The organism is Streptomyces sp. E11-3 (genome assembly GCF_046540415.1).
In the GTDB taxonomy this organism is placed as follows: Bacteria; Actinomycetota; Actinomycetes; order Streptomycetales; family Streptomycetaceae; genus Streptomyces.
In genome coordinates this window covers 1,630,831-1,646,520 of sequence record NZ_JAZGRL010000001.1, presented here as the reverse complement: position 1 = coordinate 1,646,520, position 15,690 = coordinate 1,630,831, and the positions used below count along the sequence as shown (strand labels likewise).

The 15,690-nt window shown below is 71.2% G+C and carries 14 protein-coding genes; 5 read left to right on the top strand and 9 right to left on the bottom strand.

Features of this window, described 5'->3' with window-relative positions; translation table 11 throughout:
* Positions 1–37: 37 nt before the first annotated feature.
* Positions 38–1,564 (bottom strand): helix-turn-helix domain-containing protein, encoded by a 1,527-nt coding sequence (locus U9R90_RS07530; protein WP_411055609.1) that lies wholly within the window; start codon positions 1,562–1,564, stop codon positions 38–40.
* A gap of 560 nt (positions 1,565–2,124) precedes the next feature.
* Between U9R90_RS07530 and U9R90_RS07525 the strand changes: the two genes are divergently transcribed.
* Complete coding sequence (locus U9R90_RS07525; RefSeq protein WP_411055608.1) at positions 2,125–2,766, top strand: SecDF P1 head subdomain-containing protein; 642 nt, start codon at positions 2,125–2,127, stop codon at positions 2,764–2,766.
* Here the strand turns inward: U9R90_RS07525 and U9R90_RS07520 are convergent, their stop codons facing one another.
* Positions 2,767–3,435, bottom strand: coding sequence for an AAA family ATPase (locus U9R90_RS07520; protein WP_411057669.1), 669 nt, complete (start codon positions 3,433–3,435; stop codon positions 2,767–2,769). It lies immediately after the preceding gene.
* Between the two features lie 267 nt (positions 3,436–3,702).
* Between U9R90_RS07520 and acnA the strand changes: the two genes are divergently transcribed.
* Positions 3,703–6,432 carry an aconitate hydratase AcnA gene (gene acnA, locus U9R90_RS07515; RefSeq protein WP_411055607.1) on the top strand — a complete coding sequence of 910 codons (2,730 nt, stop codon included), beginning with the start codon at positions 3,703–3,705 and terminating at the stop codon, positions 6,430–6,432.
* Between the two features lie 123 nt (positions 6,433–6,555).
* On the opposite strand, the gene U9R90_RS07510 is transcribed toward acnA, so the two are convergent.
* From U9R90_RS07510 to U9R90_RS07500, 3 genes are read right to left on the bottom strand one after another with little or no spacing between them, the layout of a single operon-like run.
* Positions 6,556–7,551 carry an acyl-CoA dehydrogenase family protein gene (locus U9R90_RS07510; protein WP_411055606.1) on the bottom strand — a complete coding sequence of 332 codons (996 nt, stop codon included), beginning with the start codon at positions 7,549–7,551 and terminating at the stop codon, positions 6,556–6,558.
* Positions 7,551–7,916, bottom strand: a complete 366-nt coding sequence (locus tag U9R90_RS07505) for a hypothetical protein (protein ID WP_411055605.1) — start codon at positions 7,914–7,916, stop codon at positions 7,551–7,553. The genes U9R90_RS07510 and U9R90_RS07505 overlap by 1 nt, the downstream gene beginning before the upstream one ends.
* A complete protein-coding gene (locus U9R90_RS07500; RefSeq protein ID WP_411055604.1) occupies positions 7,916–9,085 on the bottom strand; it encodes an acyl-CoA dehydrogenase family protein in 1,170 nt (389 codons plus the stop codon). The genes U9R90_RS07505 and U9R90_RS07500 overlap by 1 nt, the downstream gene beginning before the upstream one ends.
* A gap of 121 nt (positions 9,086–9,206) precedes the next feature.
* Between U9R90_RS07500 and U9R90_RS07495 the strand changes: the two genes are divergently transcribed.
* The 3 genes from U9R90_RS07495 to U9R90_RS07485 all read left to right on the top strand — a co-directional run bounded on the left by U9R90_RS07495 (position 9,207) and on the right by U9R90_RS07485 (position 12,216).
* Entirely contained in the window at positions 9,207–9,998 is a 792-nt protein-coding gene (locus U9R90_RS07495; protein WP_411055603.1) for an SDR family oxidoreductase, read from the top strand.
* 46 nt (positions 9,999–10,044) lie between these two features.
* The gene (locus U9R90_RS07490) at positions 10,045–11,202 is read left to right on the top strand and encodes an acetyl-CoA C-acetyltransferase (RefSeq protein WP_411055602.1); all 1,158 of its coding nucleotides are present in this window, start codon (positions 10,045–10,047) and stop codon (positions 11,200–11,202) included.
* A 210-nt stretch (positions 11,203–11,412) separates the two neighbouring features.
* Positions 11,413–12,216 (top strand): VOC family protein, encoded by an 804-nt coding sequence (locus U9R90_RS07485; RefSeq protein ID WP_411055601.1) that lies wholly within the window; start codon positions 11,413–11,415, stop codon positions 12,214–12,216.
* On the opposite strand, the gene U9R90_RS07480 is transcribed toward U9R90_RS07485, so the two are convergent.
* The 4 genes from U9R90_RS07480 to U9R90_RS07465 are packed head-to-tail and all read right to left on the bottom strand — an operon-like array spanning position 12,197 to position 15,676.
* The gene (locus tag U9R90_RS07480; RefSeq protein WP_411057668.1) at positions 12,197–13,249 is read right to left on the bottom strand and encodes an NAD(P)H-dependent flavin oxidoreductase; all 1,053 of its coding nucleotides are present in this window, start codon (positions 13,247–13,249) and stop codon (positions 12,197–12,199) included. The two genes, U9R90_RS07485 and U9R90_RS07480, sit on opposite strands and share 20 nt — an antisense overlap.
* A gap of 11 nt (positions 13,250–13,260) precedes the next feature.
* On the bottom strand, positions 13,261–14,037 hold the full coding sequence (locus tag U9R90_RS07475) for a CoA-transferase subunit beta (RefSeq protein WP_411055600.1): 777 nt from the start codon (positions 14,035–14,037) through the stop codon (positions 13,261–13,263).
* Positions 14,034–14,903 (bottom strand): CoA transferase subunit A, encoded by an 870-nt coding sequence (locus U9R90_RS07470; protein WP_411055599.1) that lies wholly within the window; start codon positions 14,901–14,903, stop codon positions 14,034–14,036. The genes U9R90_RS07475 and U9R90_RS07470 overlap by 4 nt, the downstream gene beginning before the upstream one ends.
* Complete coding sequence (locus U9R90_RS07465; protein WP_411055598.1) at positions 14,903–15,676, bottom strand: enoyl-CoA hydratase family protein; 774 nt, start codon at positions 15,674–15,676, stop codon at positions 14,903–14,905. Before U9R90_RS07465 ends, U9R90_RS07470 begins: the two co-directional genes overlap by 1 nt.
* Positions 15,677–15,690 lie beyond the last annotated feature (14 nt).

Below are 15,690 nucleotides of genomic sequence, written 5' to 3'. Positions count from 1 at the left end.
GCCCCCCCGCCCCGCCCGCGCCTGCCCCGGTCTCGTATCAGATGTCCCGGAACGTCTCGATCTGCGCACCCACCGAGTTGAGCCGCTCGGCCAGGTCCTCGTATCCGCGGTTGATGACGTACACGTTCCGCAGCACGGAGGTGCCCTCGGCCGCCATCATCGCCAGCAGGACGACCACCGCGGGCCGCAGCGCGGGCGGGCACATCATCTCCGCCGCGCGCCAGCGGGTCGGGCCCTCGACCAGCACCCGGTGCGGGTCCAGGAGTTGCAGCCGCCCGCCGAGCCGGTTGAGGTCCGTGAGGTAGATGGCGCGGTTGTCGTAGACCCAGTCGTGGATCAGGGTCTTGCCCTGCGCCACCGCCACGATCGCCGCGAAGAACGGCACGTTGTCGATGTTCAGGCCGGGGAACGGCATCGGGTGGATCTTGTCGATCGGCGCCTGCAGCTTGGAGGGGCGTACGGTCAGGTCCACCAGCCTGGTACGGCCGTTGTCCGCGGCGTACTCGGGGGAGCGGTCCTGGTCCAGACCCATCTCCTCAAGTACCGCCAGCTCGATCTCCATGAACTCGATCGGCACCCGGCGGATGGTGAGTTCGGACTCGGTGACCACGGCGGCGGCGAGCAGGCTCATCGCCTCGACCGGGTCCTCGGACGGCGAGTAGTCGACGTCCACGTCGATCTCCGGCACGCCGTGCACGGTGAGCGTGGTGGTGCCGACGCCGTCCACCCGGACCCCGAGCGCCTCCAGGAAGAAGCACAGGTCCTGGACCATGTAGTTGGACGAGGCGTTGCGGATGACGGTCACACCGTCGTGCCGGGCGGCCGCGAGCAGCGCGTTCTCGGTCACCGTGTCGCCGCGTTCGGTCAGGACGATCGGCCGCTCCGGGGCCGTGCGCTGCACCTCCGCGTGGTAGATCCCCTCGGTGGCCGTGATGTCCAGGCCGAACCGGCGCAGCGCGATCATGTGCGGCTCGATGGTGCGGGTGCCGAGGTCGCAACCGCCCGCGTACGGCAGCTTGAAGCGGTCCATGCGGTGCAGCAGCGGGCCCAGGAACATGATGATCGACCGGGTACGGCGCGCGGCCTCCTGGTCGATGGCGCCCATCTCGAGCTCGGCGGGCGGCACGATCTCCAGATCGCCGCCGTCGTTGATCCAGCGGGTGCGTACGCCGATGGAGTTCAGCACCTCGAGGATGCGGAAGACCTCCTCGATGCGGGCCACCCGGCGCAGTACGGTGCGCCCCTTGTTGAGCAGCGAGGCGCAGAGCAGCGCCACACAGGCGTTCTTGCTCGTCTTGACGTCGATGGAGCCGGAGAGCCGGCGACCGCCGACCACGCGCAGATGCATCGGCCCGGCGTAGCCCAGAGAGACGATCTCGCTGTCCAGAGCTTCACCAATTCGAGCGATCATCTCAAGGCTGATGTTTTGGTTCCCGCGCTCAATGCGGTTCACGGCACTCTGGCTTGTGGCGAGTGCCTCGGCGAGCTGCGACTGTGTCCAGCCCCGATGTTGACGGGCGTCACGGATGAGCTTGCCGATGCGTACGAGGTAGTCGTCTGACATGGCGGCAGGCTATCTCAGATATGAGATGGGGGACCTGCTGGGGGTGGCGTCCGAGTGACGGATGGTCGAAAACCGGCTACCAGCGTGATATTGACGCATTCCGGACGCCGGGATCGGTGTCGTCGACGGGTGCCCTGGCGGCGACCATCGCCTTGGAACCGCTGCGCACGGCAGGCCGTCCCCGTCATCATGGCGCCAGGCTCCACCGGCCGCCCGCCAACCTGATGTCCCGGCACGCAGATACAGGTGAACGCATGGACCCGTCAGCTCCCGCCCGCCCGCCGTCTCCGTCCGTGGTACGTCCTCGGCGTGGCGTGGCACTCCTCGCTGTTGTCGTGCTCGCCGGGGTGTTGGGAGCCTGTTCCGAAGGTTCCGGCGGTTCCGGGCCCGTTGGCGGGCAGCCCGCCGGCTCCTCGCGACCGGGCTCCGGTCCGGACGGTGCGTCACCGCGGACCACGGATCCGGGTTCCGACGGGTCGCGGGAACGAACCTGGACTTCCGTCACGTTCAGCCCCGAAACGCCGGGTACCGCACAGCAGCTGCGCCAGGCCGGGGACCGGATGAAGGAGCGCGCCGGCTCTCTGGGCCTCGACGACGTGAAGGTCGCCGTGGTCGGCGGTGACATCACCGTCCGGGCCGCGGGTGACAGCGAGCAGAGCCTGAGGGCTCTGGGGCAGACCGGCGCACTCGCGTTCAGGCCTGTGGCCACGCTGTCTGCCAGCTCGGCCGGGAACTGCGAGACCCTGCGGCGTGAGGCCACCACCCGGAAGTCCGGGTTCGTGGCCTTGTGCGGCGCCGAGGGTGCCCTGGGCGCCAAGGACTCGGAGGCCGTCGACTACCTCCTGGCGCCACCTTCCCTGGTGGGTTCCGACGTGGCGCGAGCCACAGCTCGGCGCGACCCGAGCCGCGGAGCCTGGGTCGTGTCGCTGTCGTTCACCGCGAAGGGGTCGGTGAAGTTCGCCGACGTCACGGGTGAGTTGGCGACCCAGCCGTCGCCCGAGAACCAGTTCGCCATCGTTCTCGACGAGAAGGTCCTTTCGGCCCCCGCCGTTTCCTACTCGATCGACGGCGGGCAGGCGGAGATCTCGGGGACGTTCACCAAGGCGTCGGCGCGGGAGCTCGCCTCCCTCATCGAGGGCGGCGCGCTCCCGGTCCGCCTGAACGTCTCCAGCGTCACCCGCTTCCCGGCCGCGTCGGACTGATCAGGGCGCATCGAAGCCGACCCTTCGCAGCCGGCTCGCCGCGTCCCGGTCAAGGAGCACCACCGACGCGCACCCCACCGGAACCCGCCCCCGCTCGGCGTCCCCTATCAGCCGCCCGACCGCCCGGCAGTGATGGGCGAAGGCGTACCGCGAGACACCCCGGCCCCGCTCCCGCTGACCGGCGAGCGCGGAGTCCGGCCGCACGTCGAGCAGCAGCAGATGCAGGCCCCGGCCGCGCCGTGCCGCCTCCCGGGCCAGCCAGCGCCGCACCCAGGCCCGGGTGCCGCAGTCGTGGACGACGACGCTCCCGCCGGAGCGCAGCTCCCGCCTCAGCCCGGCGTAGTGCGCGAGCCGCACCAGAGGGCGGTACACGGCGTAGGGGAGGAGGCGCGGCATACGCAGCGCCCAGCGGTCCCGGCTGTCCTGGGAGTCGATCCGGGGCGCCGCCACCGTCCGCTCGATCAGCGTGCTCTTGCCGCTGCCCGGCAGGCCGGAGACCACGATCAGGTCACCCTCCTGGAAGGTCAGGTTCCGCGGCGTACGCCCCGCTCTGCCCCGCAGATCCCGTACGACAGGACCGGACCGTACGCAACCGGCCTCCTCGCCGTACAACGGCCCCGCCGCCGCGGCGGACCCCACCGCGGCAGAACCCGACAGCTCCCGCACCACTACCCCCACCGACTCACCGCTCGCCTGACGTACGCGATGACGTACGTACACAGAGACCGTAATGGCGCGCGGTGACAGTGCAGCGGGTCTGGGCATGACCCAGCAGCCGCGATGTACTAGAGTTATCTCGACATCGAGATATCTGCCGAGGCGCACCGCAGCCGCACGCCAAAATCGAGTCTGGCGGTAAGGGCAACCTAACTTAGCCTTACCTTAGCGGATCGGCGGCAAGTCGTGGCGGCAGGATGCGGTGGTACGCGCACACATATGAAGGAGACTGTCGTGTCGGCGAACAGCTTCGACGCCCGCGCCACGCTGCGCGTGGGCGACGAGTCGTACGAGATCTTCAGGCTGGACAAGGTCGAGGGCTCCGCACGCCTTCCCTACAGCCTGAAGGTGCTGCTGGAGAACCTGCTCCGCACCGAGGACGGCGCGAACATCACCGCCGACCACATCCGGGCGCTCGGCGGCTGGGACTCCCAGGCCCAGCCCGCCCAGGAGATCCAGTTCACGCCGGCCCGCGTGATCATGCAGGACTTCACCGGCGTGCCCTGCGTCGTGGACCTCGCCACCATGCGTGAGGCCGTGAAGGAGCTCGGCGGTGACCCGGCGAAGATCAACCCGCTGGCCCCGGCCGAGCTGGTCATCGACCACTCCGTGATCGCCGACAAGTTCGGCACCAACGAAGCCTTCGCGCAGAACGTCGAGCTGGAGTACGGCCGCAACCGCGAGCGCTACCAGTTCCTGCGCTGGGGCCAGACCGCGTTCGACGAGTTCAAGGTCGTCCCGCCGGGCACCGGCATCGTCCACCAGGTGAACATCGAGCACCTGGCGCGCACGGTCATGGTCCGGGGTGGCCAGGCGTACCCCGACACCCTCGTCGGCACCGACTCGCACACCACCATGGTCAACGGCCTCGGCGTGCTCGGCTGGGGCGTCGGCGGCATCGAGGCCGAGGCCGCGATGCTCGGCCAGCCGGTCTCGATGCTCATCCCGCGCGTCGTCGGCTTCAAGCTGACCGGCGAGCTGAAGCCGGGTACGACCGCCACCGACCTGGTGCTCACCATCACCGAGATGCTGCGCAAGCACGGCGTCGTCGGCAAGTTCGTCGAGTTCTACGGCGAGGGCGTGGCGGCCACCAGCCTCGCCAACCGCGCCACCATCGGCAACATGTCCCCGGAGTTCGGCTCCACCGCCGCGATCTTCCCGATCGACGACGAGACGCTGAAGTACCTGCGCCTGACCGGCCGCGACGAGCAGCAGGTCGCCCTCGTCGAGGCGTACGCCAAGGAGCAGGGCCTCTGGCTGGACCCGGCCGCCGAGCCCGACTTCTCCGAGAAGCTCGAGCTGGACCTGGCCACGGTCGTCCCGTCGATCGCCGGCCCGAAGCGTCCGCAGGACCGCATCGTCCTCGCCAACGCCAAGGAGCAGTTCGCGCAGGACGTACGCAACTACGTCGAGGACGACGACGAGGCGGGCAAGGAGTCCTTCCCGGCCTCCGACTCCCCGGCCGCCTCCAACGGCGTCCCGTCGCGCCCGACCACCGTCACCGCCCCCGACGGCTCGACGTACGAGATCGACCACGGTGCGGTGACGGTCGCGGCCATCACCTCCTGCACCAACACCTCGAACCCGTACGTCATGGTCGCCGCCGCGCTGGTGGCCAAGAAGGCGGTCGAGAAGGGCCTGACCCGCAAGCCGTGGGTCAAGACCACCCTCGCCCCGGGCTCCAAGGTCGTCACCGACTACTTCGACAAGGCGGGGCTCACCCCCTACCTCGACAAGGTCGGCTTCAACCTGGTCGGCTACGGCTGCACCACCTGCATCGGCAACTCGGGCCCGCTGCCGGACGAGGTCTCCAAGGCCGTCAACGAGCACGACCTGGCCGTGACTTCGGTGCTCTCCGGCAACCGTAACTTCGAGGGCCGGATCAACCCCGACGTCAAGATGAACTACCTGGCGTCCCCGCCGCTGGTCGTCGCGTACGCCCTCGCGGGCTCCATGAAGGTGGACATCACCACCGAGGCGCTGGGCACCGACACCGAGGGCAACCCGGTCTTCCTGAAGGACATCTGGCCCTCCGAGGCCGAGGTGAACGACGTCGTGGCCAACGCCATCGGCGAGGACATGTTCAACAAGTCCTACCAGGACGTCTTCGCGGGCGACGCCCAGTGGCAGGCGCTGCCGATCCCGACCGGCAACACCTTCGAGTGGGACGCCGAGTCGACCTACGTCCGCAAGCCCCCTTACTTCGAGGGCATGACGATGGAGACCACCCCGGTCTCCGACATCGCCGGCGCGCGCGTCCTGGCCAAGCTGGGCGACTCGGTCACCACCGACCACATCTCCCCGGCGGGCGCCATCAAGGCCGACACCCCGGCGGGCAAGTACCTCACGGAGCACGGCGTCGAGCGCCGCGACTTCAACAGCTACGGCTCGCGCCGCGGCAACCACGAGGTCATGATCCGCGGTACGTTCGCCAACATCCGCCTGCGCAACCAGATCGCGCCGGGCACCGAGGGCGGCTTCACCCGCGACTTCACCCAGGCGGACGCGCCGGTGTCGTTCATCTACGACGCCTCGCAGAACTACCAGGCCGCGGGCATCCCGCTGGTCGTCCTCGCGGGCAAGGAGTACGGCTCGGGCTCGTCCCGTGACTGGGCCGCCAAGGGCACGGCGCTGCTCGGCGTCAAGGCCGTCATCGCCGAGTCGTACGAGCGCATCCACCGCTCGAACCTCATCGGCATGGGCGTCCTCCCGCTGCAGTTCCCGGCGGGCGTGACGGCCGAGTCCCTCGGGCTCACCGGCGAGGAGGCCTTCACCTTCACCGGCGTGACCGAGCTGAACAACGGCACCACGCCGAGCACGGTCAAGGTCACCACCGACACGGGTGTGGAGTTCGACGCGGTCGTCCGCATCGACACCCCGGGTGAGGCGGACTACTACCGCAACGGCGGCATCATGCAGTACGTGCTGCGCAGCCTGATCCGCAAGTAAGGGCTCCGGTACGGCCGACGGGCCGCGTCCCCACGAGGGGACGCGGCCCGTCACCGTGTCAGAGCCTGTCTTTGAACCCCCGTCGTCCGCGCGGGGCGCAGGCGGGGGTTCAAAGACAGGCTCTCAGGACAGCACCCGGGCCCGGCACCGCGACGGCGTGCCCCAGGCCGTCCGCAGCGCGCGGGCCTTGCGTATCCACAGCGAGAGGTCCAGCTCGTCGGTGTAGCCGAGGGCGCCGTGCAGGTGGAGGGCGGTGCGCGCGGCGGTGTACGCGGCCTCGCAGGCGGTCACCTTCGCCGCGGCGACCTCACGGGTGGCAGCCGCCCGGTCCGCGCCCGCCATCGCCAGGGCCGCGGAGTGCACCAGCGGCTGGGCGAACTCCAGGGCGACGAGGGTGTCCGCGAGCCGGTGCTTCACGGCCTGGAACGAGCCGATCACCTGGCCGAACTGGGTGCGCTGCCTGGCGTATCGCACGGTGTGCTCCAGCAGTGCCCGCCCGACTCCGAGCGCCTGTGCGGCCGTGCCGAGCGCGGCCATATCGGCGGCGTACGCGGCCGCGTCGGCCACGGCCTGCCCGCGGGCGAGCGGGTCCCCGGTGCCGACCACGGGCCGGGCCAGGCGGCGCGCCGGATCGGCGGACGGCTGTACGGGACCGGCCGACTCCGCGAGGCGTACGGTGTCGCCGTCGACCACCAGTACCGTGTCGGCCGCGTCGGCGTCCAGCGCGTACGGACCGCACACGGACGGCACGCAGAGCGAGGCCACGGCCTTACCGGACGCCAGCGACGGCAGCCACGCGGCGGCGGGCTCCGGCTGCCCCAGCCGTTCCAGGAATGCGGCGGCCGCCACGGTCTCGACCACCGGACCCGGCACCGCGTACCGCCCCAACTGCTCGAACGCGACGGCCAGTTCGACCGGCAGCGGCCCCAGCCCCTCGTACCGCTCGGGCACGGCGAGCGCGAAGACCCCTGCCTGCGCGAGCCGTTCCCAGAGCGCACGTCCCGCGGCCGGGTCACCACCGGCCCAGGCACGCACCACTGACGGTGTGTCGGCCGCGGAGAGCAGCGCGTCCAGGGAGCGGGCGAAATCGCGTTGCTCGTCGTCGAGGAGGAACTTCATCACGGGCGCCCTTCGGGGGTTCGCGTGGCGGCTCGGTGGCGGTGTGGCGGCTGGCGCGGGCCGCCAGTGCCGGGGAGGTCGCACCGGCCGCCGCCGGCGGGACGGCGGTCAGCGGCTCGGCGGCGGCGTCGCTCCGGACGTCTGCCGTCGGAGGCGTATCGCGCGGCCGAGACCGGCGCGTCGAGCGAACGGGCGACGTCGCGCGGCTCGGCGGTGATCGCGCCGCTGGGCCAGGCCCGTACGGGCGTACGCGTACGGGCCAGCGACAGCGCGGCGCCCACGGCGCGACGCGTACCGGCCGCTGACAGCGGGGCGCCCAGGGTGCGGGTGGCGTCGTGCCGCCCGGTGTCCGGCAGGGGCTCCATCAGCGGCGCCCCTTCGGCAAGCCCAGCAGTCGCTCGGCGATGATGTCGCGTTGGATCTCGTTCGTTCCTGCGTAGATCGGGCCTGCCAGCGAGAAGGTGTAGCCCTCGGACCAACTGCCGTGCGCGGGCGCGTCGGTGGCCTCGTCGGAGAGTTCGCCGTGCGGGCCGAGCAGGTCGAGGGCCGTTTCGTGGAGGGCGATGTCCAGTTCGGACCAGAAGACCTTGTTGAGGCTGGACTCGGCGCCTATCGACCCCCCGGCCGCGATCCGCGAGGCCCCCGCGAACGTGAAGAGCTGGTACGCCCGCGCGCCGATCACCGCGTCCGCGACCCGGTCGCGCAGGGCCGTGTCGGACGGGTCGGCCGCGTCCCGCCACAGCGCCGTCAGGCGCGCGGCCGCCGCGGTGAAGCGCCCTGGGCTGCGCAGGGTCAGCCCGCGCTCGTTGCCCGCGGTGCTCATCGCGACCCGCCAGCCCTGGCCGGGCTCGCCGATCACATCCCGGTCCGGTACGAAGACGCGGTCCAGGAAGAGTTCGGCGAACGCGGGCTTGCCGTCGAGCCGCCCGATCGGCCGTACGGTGACGCCCTCCGCGTCCAGCGGGAACATCAGATACGTCAGCCCGCGGTGCGGCCGCTCCGGGTCAGAGCCGGAGCGGAAGAGCCCGAACGCGCGGTCCGCGAAGGCCGCCCGCGAGGACCAGGTCTTCTGCCCGCTCAAGCGCCAGCCGCCCTCGGTCCGTACGGCCGTGGAGCGCAGTGAGGCCAGGTCGGAGCCCGCCTCGGGCTCGGACCAGGCCTGCGCCCAGACCACGTCGCCGCGCGCCATCGGCGGCAGCACGCGGACGCGCTGCTCGTCGGTGCCGTGCTCGAAGAGGGTGGGGGCGAGGAGGTTGATGCCGTTCTGGCTGACCCGGCCGGGCGCCCCGGCCGCGTAGTACTCCTCCTCGAACACCAGCCACTCAAGGAGCGAGGCGCCCCGACCGCCGTACTCCCGAGGCCAGTTGACCACCGACCAGCGGTCCGCGTGCAGCGCGCGCTCCCACTCGCGGTGGGCCGCGAAGCCCTCGGCGGTCTCCAGCGACGGCAGGGGAGTGGCGGGCACATGGGCGCCGAGCCAGGCGCGCGCCTCGGCGCGGAAGGCCTCTTCGGCGGCGGTGAAGTCGAGGTCCATCAGCCGTCCATCCCTCCCCCTACCTAACAAGTGTTTGGTAGATTAACGTACGGACTCGCAGCCGTCGAGCGTCGCCCGGAAGCCGGAAGCCGGAAGCCGGAAGCCGGAGAGAGGTCGGTCCATGACGAACCCGCCCCCGCCCTACGAACCGGGCCACGGACTGCTGACCGGCCGCCACGCCGTCATCACCGCCGCCGCGGGCGCCGGAATCGGCGGCGCGACGGCCCGCCGCCTCCTCGAAGAGGGCGCCGACGTCGTCGTATCGGACGCGCACACACGGCGGCTGAAGGAGACCGAAGCTGAACTGGCCGCCGTGTACGGGCCCGAGCGCGTCACCTCGCAGCCCTGCGACGTCACCGACGAGACCCAGGTCGCCGCCCTGTTCGACCTCGCCGAAGAACGCCACGGCCGCCTAGACATCGTCGTCAACAACGCCGGACTCGGCGGCACCGGGGACCTGGTGGACATGACCGACGCACAGTGGGACAAGGTCCTGGACGTCACCCTCGGTGGCACCTTCCGCTGTACCCGCGCCGCCCTGCGCCGTATGAAGGCGGCAGGCCATGGCGGCGGCGTCATCGTCAACAACGCCTCCGTGGTCGGCTGGCGCGCCCAGAAGGGCCAGTCCCACTACGCGGCCGCCAAGGCCGGGGTGATGGCCCTGACCCGCTGTGCGGCGCTGGAGGCCGCGGACTTCGGCGTACGGGTCAACGCGGTGGCGCCCAGCCTCGCCATGCACCCGCACCTGGTGCGGGTCACCACCCCCGAACTGCTCGAAGAGCTCACCGCGCGCGAGGCGTTCGGCCGCTACGCCGAGCCGTGGGAGGTCGCCAACACCATCGTGTTCCTGGCCAGTGGCTACTCCTCGTATCTGACCGGGGAGGTCATCTCGGTGAGCAGCCAGCACGCGTGAAGCAGACAGAGGCACCCTGTACGTATCGGACCAAGGAGGCGCGGCCATGGCCGAGGCATACATCGTCGAAGCGGTACGCACCCCGGTCGGCAAGCGCAGCGGCGGTCTGGCCGCCGTGCACCCCGCCGATCTGGGCGCCCATGTGCTGAAGGCGCTCGTCGAGCGCGCGGGGGTCGACCCTCAGGCCGTCGAGGACGTCATCTTCGGCTGCCTGGACACGGTGGGGCCGCAGGCCGGTGACATCGCCCGCACCTGCTGGCTGGCCGCGGGACTGCCGGAGGAGGTGCCCGGAGTGACCGTGGACCGGCAGTGCGGGTCGTCGCAGCAGGCGGTGCACTTCGCCGCGCAGGCCGTACTGTCCGGCACCAGCGACCTGGTGGTCGCGGGCGGCACCCAGAACATGTCCCAGGTGCCGATCGCCTTCGCGTCCCGCCAGGCCGCCGAGCCGCTCGGTCTGACCGAGGGGCCGTTCGCGGGCAGCGAGGGCTGGCGGGCCCGGTACGGGGACGCGCCGGTCAACCAGTTCCATGGCGCCGAACTGATCGCCAGGCAGTGGGGGATATCCCGCCCCGAGATGGAGGAGTTCGCGCTCAGCTCCCACCAGAAGGCGCTGCGCGCGATCGACGAGGGCCGCTTCGACCGCGAGATCGCGCCGTACGGTGAGGTACGCGTCGACGAAGGCCCGCGCCGGGGTACCTCGCTCGCGAAGATGGCCGAGCTGAAGCCGGTGGTCGAGGGCGGGCTGCTGACGGCGGGGGTCTCCTCACAGGTCTCCGACGGTGCGTCGGCGATGCTGATCGCCAGTGAGCGGGCGGTCCAGGAGCACGGCCTCACCCCGCGCGCCCGGATCCACCACCTCTCGGCGCGCGGCGAGGACCCGATCCGGATGCTGTCCGCGCCGATCCCGGCCACCGCGTACGCGCTGAAGAAGGCGGGGATGACGCTGGACGCCATCGATCTGGTGGAGATCAACGAGGCGTTCGCCCCGGTCGTCCTGGCCTGGCTCAAGGAGACCGGAGCCGACCCCGCGAAGGTCAACGTCAACGGCGGCGCGATCGCGCTGGGCCACCCGCTGGGCGCCACCGGCACCCGGCTGATGACGACCCTGCTGCACGAGCTGGAGCGGACCGGAGGCAGGTTCGGCCTCCAGACGATGTGCGAGGGCGGGGGCCAGGCCAACGTCACCATCATCGAGCGCTTGTGAATCCCACCTGCATCCCCTCTGCATCCCCTCTGCATCTCGTCCGAAACTCATCGCTCGCCCGGCGATGAGTTTCGCCGTGCCCGCCGGTCGTACTGAGTAGGGCCTCGACTCGTACTGAGTAGGGCCTCGACAGGCGACGGCCCGCGACGGATGCAAGGCTGAAGGCGGTATCCGTGTGCGCAGCGTGAAGAGCGTGAAAGGAGTCACTCGATGATCACCACTGACTTTGTGCCCGGCTCACCGTCCTGGATCGACCTCGGAGTCCCCGACGTCCAGGCCGCGGCCCGCTTCTACGGCGCCGTCTTCGGCTGGGATTTCGAGCCCATGGGCGAGGGCGAGGAGGCAGATGGCTACGGCTTCCTGCGGAAGGACGGCAAGGCGGTCGGCGCGATCGGCCGGCTCACCGAGGAGGGTGCCAAACCGGCGTGGATGGTCTACTTCCACACGGACGACGCGGATGCCACGGTCCAGAAGGTCGAGAAGGCCGGTGGCACGGTACGGACGCCCGCGACGGATGCCATGGGCGCGGGCAAGTTCGCCCAGCTCAGCGACGCGCACGGGGCCCAGTTCGCCGTCTGGGAGCCGAACACGATGGCGGGCCTCGAAGTGGCCGACGAGCCGGGCTCACTGTGCTGGGTCGAGCTCATGACGACCGACGCGGAGGGCGCGAAGGCGTTCTACGGTGACCTCTTCGGCTGGCAGACGACGGCGTTCGCACTGCCGGGCGGCGAGGGTGGTACGTACTGGATGCTCACGCCGTCCGGTCAGCCCGAGGACCGTATGCACGGCGGGCTCATGGAGATGGGCGCGGAGAACCTCCTGCTGACCGGTGGACGCCCCTACTGGCACCCGGTCCTCGCCACGGCGGACTGCGACGCGACGGTCGCCAAGGTGACGGGCAACGGCGGCACCATCCAGATGGGCCCGGAGGACGCGGAGGGTGTCGGCCGACTGGCGGTCTGCCTGGACCCGTTCGGGGCGGAGTTCGTGCTGCTCACCCCCGCTCAGATGTGAGTGCGTCCAGGGTCTGACAGGCCTCGGCCATGACGCGTTCGACGAGTTCGGCGCAGCTGGGCAGGTCGTCGATCACTCCCGCGACCTGCCCGGAGGCCATCACGCCGAGGTCGGCGCGGCCCTCGACCATCGCGGCCCTGAGCATCATGGGCGTGTTGGCGGCCAGCAGCACCTGACTCCAGGTCAGTTCCTTGCCGTGCTTCATCGCCCGCCCGTCGCGGGCGAGTTGCGCCCAGCTGAGTCCGGACAGGCGCCGGAACGCGGCGGCGTGCCGCACGGCCCGTACGAGCGCCGACGCACGGCCCGAGTGCTCCAGGGCGTCCACCAGGTCGGTACGGAGCATGCGGTGCGGCAGCCCGTCCACCTTCGTGGTCACCGTGACGTCCTTCACCGACGCGGCCAGGTACCGCGCCTTCACCGCGTCCGGCACCGTGCTGTCCGAGGTGAGCAGGAAGCGGGTGCCCATGGCGATCCCGGCCGCCCCGTACGCCAGCGCCGCCACCAAGCCGCGCCCGTCGTGGAAGCCACCCGCCGCGATGACCGGGATGTCCACCGCGTCCACGACCTGGGGCAGCAGTACGGTGGTGGCGACGTCCCCGGTGTGCCCGCCGCCCTCGCCGCCCTGCACCAGCACCGCGTCGGCGCCCCACGCGGCGACCTTCTCCGCGTGCCGTCGGGCGCCGATGGAGGGGATGACGACCACCCCGGCGTCCTTGAGGCGCGCGATCAGCTCCCGCGAGGGCGCGAGCGCGAACGACGCGACCCGTACCCCCTCGTCCACGATGATCCGCACCCGCTCGGCGGCGTCCCCGGCGTCCGCCCGCAGATTGACCCCGAACGACGCGTCCGTACGGGACTTGACCTCCCGCACGGCCGCCCGCAGCCCGTCCACGGTCATGGTCGCCGAGGCGAGCACCCCGAGCGCCCCCGCGTTCGCGGCGGCCGAGACCAGCCGGGGCCCGGCCACCCAGCCCATGCCGGTCTGCACGATCGGATGCCGGACCCCGACCAGGTCGGTCAGCGCGGTGCGGATGCCGGCGTCGCTCATCCGCGTACCTCGCGATCCCGCAGGCCCCTGGGGTCGATGAGCTCGCGGATCAGGCGGAGTTCGGTCGTCGACGGCTCGCGTGTGAACGGGACGTCGTCCGGTACGCAGAGGTCGAATCCCGTCGCGTCGGCCACCTGCCCGGCCGTGACCCCCGGATGCAGCGACCGCAGCCGCGTCGTGTGGTCCGGCGTCTCGAAGTCGAAAACGCCCAGGTCGGTGATGACGCGCGGGATGCGGTGGTAGCGGCTCGCCGACGGACCGGCCGCCGCGGCGTTGTCGTACCCGACTCCGCAGACCATGTCGACCTTCTCGACGAAGACCCGCTTCGAGTGGCGTGGCACCCAGTAACTGGTGGGATTGTTGAGCGTGTTGACGGGCGCGCCGCGCACCCCGAGCAACTGCCGCGTGGGCCGGGCCCAGTCACCGATACAGGAGATGTTCTGGTTGCCGTAGCGGTCGAGCTGGCTGGCGCCCATCATCACGTGCCGACGCCCGGTGGCGGCCAGCGCGAGATGCTGCCGGTAGGGCAGCCACCCCTCCACCACCCGCGGTGCGTCGCCCAACGCCGGGACATCCCCGATCAGTTGCGCCTCGCCGTCGGTCAGCAGCAGCTCGGGCGAGAAGGTGAGCCGCGCCAGCCGGGCGCCGATCGTCGGCACCGTCCCCATCGGGCTGGCGAGGACCTCACCGGCGCCGCGCCAGGCCTCGGCGCAGGCGATCACGCAGTACTCGGCCCGGGTCACCGTGGCGGTCGACGCGCTGCTCGTGCTCATGCTGCCTCCTCGCGGAACGCCGCCACCGCGGCCTGGTACGCGTCCTCGTCGCCCGACAGGAACCGCTCGCCGAAGGCCCGCCACTCCTCCGGATCGCGGGCGGCCCGTGCGTACGCGGCCTGGAAGGCCTCGTCGCGCTCGTAGTCGGGGACGCAGGAGGTGAAGTGCGCGCCGCGCGGCGCCTCGACCACACCGGCCACGAACGCACGCTTCACCAGAAGCGTCTGCGGTCCCCGCTCCTTGAGCAGGTCCGCGCTCTCCACGATCCGCTCGCAGGACACATACGCCTGGTCGGCCGCCTCGCAGAACAAGTCGTCGAAGTACGGATCGGGGCCCAGGTACTGGCCGTTGCCGTGCGCGTCGGCCCGGTTGAGATGGACCAGGGCCGCGTCCAGGCGCAGCGCCGGTACGGCCACCAGCTCCTCGCCGTCCTCGTACGGCGAAGTGACCGTACGCAGCGAGGGGTTGACCCGCAGCACGTCCGAGCCGAGCCCGGCCCTGACCGGCAGGAACGGCAGCCGCTGCGCGGCGGCGGTCAGCCCCCACATCATCATCGCCTCGTCCAGTTCCGTCAGATCGTCGAACGCGCCGCGCTGCCTGGCCGCCGTGAAGTGCGGCTCCAGCGGGATCGAGTCGAGCGTGACGAAGGCCGTCACCAGCTTGCGGATCCTCCCCGCCGCGGCGAGCAGCCCCACATCGGGTCCGCCGTACGACACCACCGTCAAGTCCCTGACGTCGGACCGCAGCAGCGCCCGTACCAGCGCCATCGGCTTGCGCCGCGAGCCCCACCCGCCGATCCCGACGGTCATGCCGCTCTCCAGGCGGCCGACCACCTCATCGGCGGTCATCGTCTTGTCGCGGGTCATCAGCTGCCCTTCCGGTCCGTGCTGCCGAAGGTGTCGCGGACGCGGTCGGCGACACCGCTGAGGTTGGCCTCGAAGGTGAAGCCCTGCTCGAAGCGGTAGCTGCGGTGGACGTCCACGGGGTCGATGCCGTTGATCGCGGCCTTCGCCAGCCGCAGCAGATATCCGTCCTTGGCGGCGATCTCACCCGCCAACTCCAGGGCACATTCCTGGAGTCGCTCGCGTGGTACGACCTTCCACACCGACCCGTGCCGGTGCAGCTCATCGGCCGTCGCGGTGCGCGAGGTGTAGTAGAGGGCGCGCATCAGGTGCTGGGGGACCAGTCGAGCCAGATGGGTCGCCGCGCCGAGCGCGCCCCGGTCCAGTTCGGGCAGGCCGAAGGTCGCGTCCTCGCTGGCCACGATCGCGTCGGCGTTGCCGACCAGACCGATCCCGCCGCCCAGACAGAAGCCGTGCACGGCGGCGACCACCGGCACCTCGCAGTCGTAGACCGCGCCGAACGCCTCGTGGCAGCCGCGGTTGGCGCCGATCAGGCCCTGGTGCGGCCCCTCGTGCCCGGCCGCCCCCCGTCGCTGTAGCTCCTTGATGTCGACGCCCGCGTTGAAGCCGCGCCCGGCCGCCGTGAGCACCACGCAGCGCACCTTGGGATCGGCCCCGGCGGCCCGTACCGCGGTGGCCAGGTCGTACCAGCCCTGTACGGGAAGGGCGTTGACCGGTGGGTAGTCCACGGTGACGACGGCGACGCCCTCTTGTGGGGCGGAGGTGGAGACACTCATCAGCGGATCAGCTA